This window comes from Mesorhizobium sp. M7D.F.Ca.US.004.01.2.1, assembly GCF_003997785.1.
GTDB lineage: Bacteria > Pseudomonadota > Alphaproteobacteria > Rhizobiales > Rhizobiaceae > Mesorhizobium > Mesorhizobium loti.
In genome coordinates, this window is record NZ_RZRQ01000345.1 from 1 (window position 1) to 5,959 (window position 5,959).

Here is a 5,959-nt window from a genome sequence, read left to right on the forward strand (position 1 = left end):
GGCTCTTATGGTGGTGATCGCGGCGATTGTCTACAAATCCCGCAAAGCATCTCCTGAGAACCCGCCGTTGGCCGGCGATATCCAGACACCCGCCGGCGAACCGGTCAGCGGCGACATCGTGCTGCCGATCGGCGCCAAGGTGGTCAGCCAGTCGCTGTCCGGCAATCGCCTCTCCATCGACGCCGAACTTGCCGACGGCAACCGCACGATCTTCGTCTACGATATCGCCGAGCGCCGCCTGATCGGCCGCTTTGCGATCCGCAACAAATGACCGGTCAGCAACGATGAACAAGCCTCAGGCATGACCGGGTTCGCCGAACATCGCCGTGTCGCGACCGTGGCCCTGGTCGTCGCCAGCTATGACGAGGCGATAGCCTGGTATGTCGAGCGGCTGGGCTTCCTGCTCGTCGAAGATGTCGATCTCGGCGGGGGAAAACGCTGGGTCACGGTGGCGCCGGCCAATGGCAAAGGCGCCAGGCTGCTGCTGGCCGAAGCTTCCGACGAGGCACAAAGCAAAAGCATCGGCAACCAGACCGGTGGGCGTGTCTTCCTGTTCCTCGAAACCGACGACTTTGCCCGCGACCATAAAGCGATGCTGGAGAAGGGCGTCGAATTCCGTGAAGCACCGCGCTTCGAGCCTTACGGCACGGTGGCGGTTTTCGCCGATCTCCACGGCAATCTCTGGGACCTGATCGAGCCGAAACGCTAGACCTGCAGCCGACTTTTCCCCGACAAGGGAAAGCGGCCGAACCCCAGTTGCTTTTTCCCAGCGCTCAGCCTATATCGCCGGTTCTTGAACGCGCCCATCGTCTAGCGGTCAGGACACCGCCCTCTCACGGCGGGAACAGGGGTTCGATTCCCCTTGGGCGTACCAAGGATTTCAATGACTTAGTCGTACAGGTTTTGAGGATCTGGTCCTGCAGGCCAAAGTTTGACGCGGTCTCCGTTGGATGGCCGGCGTGGCATATGAACAGAACCGGGTGGCAGCAAGTCTCTAGATATGGCCAACCAGCTGCCGGCGATATTTTTTATAGAGCCACTCCATGCGCTTGTACCAAAGTGGCCTTTGTTTGTCGGGGTTTATAGACGTCAGGAAGGCGCCAGTGTGGGTGCCCTGCTCAACAAAAGGTCTCTCGAACCAAAGCACCTCCACGCCCAGCGCCGCGTCGGCACTGTCGATCTCGTGACCGATCGGCCCGGACATCTTGCGTTCGTCAAACCAGGCGCACCTCTCCGCTGCCACGGAGCGGGTGATGATGTAGGAATCGGTGGCTTTGCCGTGGGGGGCTGGATAGAGATGTTGTCCGCGCTTCAACTTGAACGCCGAAATGTAGTAGGTGCCGGCATTGCCGATATAGATAACGGCTTTGCGGTTTGGATCGCCGAGCTCTGCCAGAGCCGCGTTGAATTTTGTATTGAAATTGGCCGCCAGGAACACGTCGTCCTCTAAGACCAGACAATAGTGCTTGTCGGTCTTCAGAAAATCACGCCAGATCCCGATGTGTTTCAAGGAGCAGGACAGTTCCGCCATTTTGAGAGCGCCTGGCGTGGTAAGTCTTTTGACGTCTTCATCAGTAATGTCCGAAACATCCCAGTGAAGGTACCAAGTGGCGGGAATACCATGGCGTCCGATCTGCCTCGCGATGTGCTGTTCTCGGTCCTCATAGCCCTTCTTGACGTGGCAAATACGCACATAGACTTGGTCGGCGGGAAATTTCAGCATGTGATCCATATAGCCACTGGCGTTTTGGAAATCTACGGGCCCTGAACGTTCATAACCACAAAGCGTATTCCGGCGTGCAGTGCTTGCGCGGCACGGCATGTTGCAGCAAGTTGGCTGCATGAAACAACTGGCCTTGGCCCTCCTCGTCTCCGTGTCCCTGATTGCCCAGTGTGGTCCGTCCTTCTCCAAGGACAGCAAGATCACGGGCACCATTCGAGGTTTTGAATGCGGCGACAATTGTTACCTGACCCTTGTCGACCGCAAGAAGGCCGAGCAAGTCGGCCTGTGTTCCGCGCCCGAGTGCGAAAGCTGGAACGAGCAAACCGTGATGCCGTCCCACTACAAGGGAAAACGCGTGACGGTTACAGTCGGGCAGGGGCAGCAGGTCGATGACAGCGGCAACGTCATGGGAGAGATGATGTCTTTCACAAAGATCAGATTTCTCGATTAGCGTGCCGGCATTGGACGCAATTCGCTTTCGATCCTAGACCACGAATCTCTTAGATCTCTCCCTCAATCGCCCGATCCTGACCGCGTTCGTGGCTTCTGGCGCAGCGGGGCCGATTGCATTAGCATCACGTCAGGGATCCTGAGGCTCCAGCGGTGCGCAGAACGCCGGGTGCCGGCAAGATCCGGACGGGCAGTTGATGCCACGGGGGAGAAGGCCAATGCAGAAACTGCAATCGCAGGGCGTCCATCACATCACGCTGGTCGGCGCCGGGCGCCAGACCTCGATCGATTTCTGGGAAGGCGTGCTCGGCATGCCGTTCATCTTCGAGCAGCCCAACCTCGACAAGCCGAGGGAAAGCCATCTTTATTTCGATCCGGGCGACGGCCGGCTGATCACCATCTTCACCGATGAGAGTCGCACGCCGGAGAAGCGGCGCACGCCTACCGATCCGGGTTGTGTCCACCACATCGCCTTTTCGGTGTCGCGCGTGACCTTCCTGCAGGCGGTCGCCCGGCTTGACGAGCGCGGCATCAAGCACAGCGACGTCAAGGATCGCGGCTTCATGGATTCGATTTATTTCGAGGATCCGCTCGGCCTGCTGATCGAGCTCGCCTCCTACCGCTTCGAGCCGCCGGCGGGCTTCACCCATGCCGACGTGCTGATGGAAGCACACAGGCTGCGGGTCGCGCGCGGCGACTACAATATCGCGGAAGTGCATCTGGCCGATGCGATCCAGGCGCTCGTCGAGCGTTCGCGCGCAACCTTGTCTGACGACCGGGCAGCGAAGAACCCATACTGAACAAACCAGAGGGAGGAACAAGATGGCCAAGACAGCGACGAAGAGTGCGAAGAAAACAGCCGCCAAGGCAGCCGCCAAGCCGGCGGCGAAAGCTGCGGCAAAGCCGGCAGCCGCCAAGCCCGCCGTGAAGGCGACGGCAAAAGCCGCGCCCAAGGCCAAGGCGAAGCCGGCGAAGAAACCGGCCGTGAAGCTCAGCATGCTGAAGCCCAGCGTCAACAACATGACTGTCCGGGTGTTCGCGCGCGCGGCCGGGCTGGACACCGCCGAGACCGATGCCTGGGGCCACACCCGTTCGCCGGAATTCATGGCGCGGAACCCCGCCCATTTGACGCCGATGATCGAGGACAAGGGCCTTCCCAGAGGCGTGTTGTGGGAAAGCTGCGCCATCATGCAATACCTCTCCAACAAGCACGGGCTGGAGAAATTCTATCCCAAGGCGCCGGCCAAGCGGGCGATGATCGACAGCGCCATGTTCTACCTGGTCGGTACGCTCTACCCCTATGTGGCGCGCGCCACCTATCCGTTCCTCGGCTTTCCGCAATATGCCGGCGAGGTCGGCCACAGCGACGCCCACCCCGACAGGAAGTCCGAAGCCCAGAAGGCGGCGATGGCCGCGATCGCCGAGCCGCTGGAGGTCTTTCACTCCTTCTTCAGGGATGGCAAGCCGTTCATCGGCGGCAAGAACCCGTCCATTGCCGATATTCGCCTGGCGGCGACGCTCGAATTCCTGGCCGTCATCGACTATCCTCTGCCCAAATGGGCGAAAGACTATGTGGCAGCGGTCGAGAAGAAGCTCGGCAAGGCCTATAGCGAGCCGGCCGGCGACGTGCGCGGCTACATCGCCTATGTGAAGTCGCAGGCCAAGGCCTCAGCTTAAGGATTCGTTAACCAAAGCCCTGTCTACTGGAGGCAATTCGCTTTCGGCCCGCGACCACGGATGTACTGGCGCAGAACGTCGTAGCGATAGGAAAGGTCGGCGCAATGCCGGCCTTTTTTGCTTTCGCACGCCATCTCTTTGTTGACGCAATTCCGGGACGGAAAACCGTTTCATACTTTTCCTGGAATTGCTCTATTGCCGGGGCGCGGTCGAGCAGCGATCGGGCCACGCAAGCCTCGTCCGCTGTCGCTTTTTTGGCGTCAACTTTTGCGGAGAGATATTGTCATTGCCGGCGTTGGCCCTACCATCCATTTTGACAGTCCGGCATGGATTGTCGGTCAGGCGCGAGATGAGGGCTGGCGATGAAAAGCGTTGTGAGGCGGGTTGCGGTTGCGGGCGTGATGCTGGCGAGCGCCATTCATACTTCAGATGCGGCTGAACTGAACACCATGAACGATGTCGGGGCTGCCATCCAGGCATGCTGGACGCCGCCGGCGGATGCCGGAACTGCCAGCGTTACCTTGAGCTTCAGCTTCAAGCGGGACGGCACGCTGATCGGCCCACCGAGGCCGACAGCCATCAAGGTGGATGGCGATGCCAAGGCGAAAAAATCGTTTGTCGATGCCGCAACTACGGCCTTGCAGAATTGCCTGCCCCTGACCTTCTCAGCGAAGCTGGCGCAAGGGATCGCCGGCAACGTGTTCACGTTGCAATTTGCCTCTCCCAAGTAGCTCACGAGCGGCGCAAGCCGCATTGCCAAGATGCGCTTGGCCCGTGCTGCACGGCTCAGTGGTGACTGCGCCTTGCCTTGGCGTGCCGGGCAAGATCGGGCGTCTCGAAGACGTAGTCGTTCCAGGCCGATTCCGGAACCTGGCCGGCCAGATAGCACTCCAGCAACAGGCTTTGCTCGGGGTTGAGAGGCCTTGGTGCGCGCTCGTGATCCAGCCCCAGCGAGTGAAACAGGTTTCTTGTCAGGTCGGAGACAGTGAAGTGGATCGACATCTGCGTTCTCCTTTGGCCATTCAACGCCGGAGACCGGGCAAAGGTTTCAAAAGCACATGGCGGTAACGCCGGATTGACTCCGGCCCGTTGCGCCGTGGCTCTCGGCGATCGTGGGGCTTGCCACATTGTTTTGGAGTTCGTCTCAATCTTGAAATAAAAATGTAATATCCAATTTACATGAGGCGACTTAATACACCAGGCGAAAATCTCTTCAGGTTGAAAAGCTTGTAGAAATTAGGTGTTACTTATTTAGCCGAAACTTGCCGAAGTCAAGGATTGTAATTCCAGGTTCTCTGCAACAAGGACCAAGTCGTCCCGATGATCCGTTTCTGGCCTCTCATGATGATCGTGCTGATATCGCTGGCGGTGGTTTTGTTCGGTACGCTTTCGTCCTACGCGGACAGCTGCGGCGCGATCAGAAGCCAGTTGCTTTCGGCCGGCCGCAGCGGCGGGGCGAGCCCGGAGCTTGGCCAGCTGCGCCGGCAACTTGCCGCCATCCAGACTATCGAGAGACAGCGACAGTGCTCGGCGAAAAGTTCGCTCGGTGGCCTCTTCAACGCTTGCGCCGATCTTGCCAGGAGCCGCGCGGATGTGCAGCGCCGGATCGCTGCCGCGGCGAATTCGGACCGGGACACATCGGGCCTGCAGGCGCGCTTCGTCGCGCTTGGCTGCGCGCCTTCTGCAAAGCAACGGCCGGCGCGCGCCGCGCCCGGCACCCAATCGGCGGGGGCCACGCTCGGCGGCAATGCGATGCTGTTTTGCGTGCGCCTGTCGGACGGGTATTTCTTCCCGGCGCCAAAGTCGCAATTCGCGGCCAGCGGCGATCTGAAGGAGACGGCCGATCAGTGCCGTTACATCTGTGATGATCCCAGCGTCGACCTCTACACGTTGAGCGACGCCAGCCTCGAAACCGACCAGATGGTCGCGCTCGATACGCGCAAGCCGTATACCGAGCTGCCGGCGGCCTTCAGATACCGCGATGACGCGAGTTTCAAGGCATGCGACGTCAAGCGCTACTACCAGCGGGTCACCGAACTGCGAGCCAGGACGGTGACCCCCGCCGACATGAGCAACGCCATCATTCCGCTGCCGACGGTAAAGCCGGAT

9 protein-coding genes and 1 tRNA gene are annotated in these 5,959 nt (G+C 60.0%); 8 read left to right on the forward strand and 2 right to left on the reverse strand.

Going from position 1 to position 5,959, the window contains the following annotated elements:
• The 3 genes from EN993_RS29630 to EN993_RS29640 all read left to right on the forward strand — a co-directional run.
• A partial coding sequence (locus EN993_RS29630) for a fimbrial protein (protein ID WP_127265566.1) occupies positions 1 to 271 on the forward strand: 271 nt, incomplete at its 5' end.
• Positions 272 to 301: 30 nt separating this feature from the next.
• A complete protein-coding gene (locus EN993_RS29635) occupies positions 302 to 709 on the forward strand; it encodes a VOC family protein (protein WP_109665064.1) in 408 nt (135 codons plus the stop codon).
• A 90-nt stretch (positions 710 to 799) separates the two neighbouring features.
• Positions 800 to 874, forward strand: a tRNA-Glu gene (locus tag EN993_RS29640).
• A gap of 120 nt (positions 875 to 994) precedes the next feature.
• Here the strand turns inward: EN993_RS29640 and EN993_RS29645 are convergent.
• Positions 995 to 1,723, reverse strand: a complete 729-nt coding sequence (locus EN993_RS29645) for a glycosyltransferase family 25 protein (RefSeq protein ID WP_109665483.1) — start codon at positions 1,721 to 1,723, stop codon at positions 995 to 997.
• A gap of 118 nt (positions 1,724 to 1,841) precedes the next feature.
• Here EN993_RS29645 and EN993_RS29650 point away from each other — a divergent pair, with 118 nt between their 5' ends.
• The 4 genes from EN993_RS29650 (at position 1,842) to EN993_RS29665 (ending at position 4,581) form a co-directional block, all read left to right on the forward strand.
• Entirely contained in the window at positions 1,842 to 2,174 is a 333-nt protein-coding gene (locus EN993_RS29650; protein ID WP_245469010.1) for a hypothetical protein, read from the forward strand.
• 217 nt (positions 2,175 to 2,391) lie between these two features.
• On the forward strand, positions 2,392 to 2,973 hold the full coding sequence (locus tag EN993_RS29655; RefSeq protein ID WP_127265567.1) for a VOC family protein: 582 nt from the start codon (positions 2,392 to 2,394) through the stop codon (positions 2,971 to 2,973).
• Between the two features lie 22 nt (positions 2,974 to 2,995).
• On the forward strand, positions 2,996 to 3,850 hold the full coding sequence (locus EN993_RS29660; protein ID WP_109665074.1) for a glutathione S-transferase family protein: 855 nt from the start codon (positions 2,996 to 2,998) through the stop codon (positions 3,848 to 3,850).
• Between the two features lie 362 nt (positions 3,851 to 4,212).
• On the forward strand, positions 4,213 to 4,581 hold the full coding sequence (locus EN993_RS29665) for a hypothetical protein (protein WP_127265568.1): 369 nt from the start codon (positions 4,213 to 4,215) through the stop codon (positions 4,579 to 4,581).
• Between the two features lie 55 nt (positions 4,582 to 4,636).
• Here EN993_RS29665 and EN993_RS29670 read toward each other — a convergent pair whose 3' ends face one another.
• A complete protein-coding gene (locus tag EN993_RS29670; protein WP_109665080.1) occupies positions 4,637 to 4,852 on the reverse strand; it encodes a hypothetical protein in 216 nt (71 codons plus the stop codon).
• Positions 4,853 to 5,170: 318 nt separating this feature from the next.
• Here EN993_RS29670 and EN993_RS29675 point away from each other — a divergent pair.
• On the forward strand, positions 5,171 to 5,959 hold a 789-nt coding region (locus tag EN993_RS29675), incomplete at its 3' end, for a DUF2865 domain-containing protein (protein WP_127265569.1).

Excerpts from the sequence above, each read along its gene's own strand:
- EN993_RS29635 (WP_109665064.1), top strand. The coding sequence starts at position 302 with ATGACCGGGTTCGCCGAACATCGCCGTGTCGCGACCGTGGCCCTGGTC.
- EN993_RS29645 (WP_109665483.1), bottom strand. The coding sequence starts at position 1,723 with ATGCTGAAATTTCCCGCCGACCAAGTCTATGTGCGTATTTGCCACGTC.
- EN993_RS29650 (WP_245469010.1), top strand. The coding sequence starts at position 1,842 with ATGAAACAACTGGCCTTGGCCCTCCTCGTCTCCGTGTCCCTGATTGCC.
- EN993_RS29655 (WP_127265567.1), top strand. The coding sequence starts at position 2,392 with ATGCAGAAACTGCAATCGCAGGGCGTCCATCACATCACGCTGGTCGGC.
- EN993_RS29660 (WP_109665074.1), top strand. The coding sequence starts at position 2,996 with ATGGCCAAGACAGCGACGAAGAGTGCGAAGAAAACAGCCGCCAAGGCA.
- EN993_RS29665 (WP_127265568.1), top strand. The coding sequence starts at position 4,213 with ATGAAAAGCGTTGTGAGGCGGGTTGCGGTTGCGGGCGTGATGCTGGCG.
- EN993_RS29670 (WP_109665080.1), bottom strand. The coding sequence starts at position 4,852 with ATGTCGATCCACTTCACTGTCTCCGACCTGACAAGAAACCTGTTTCAC.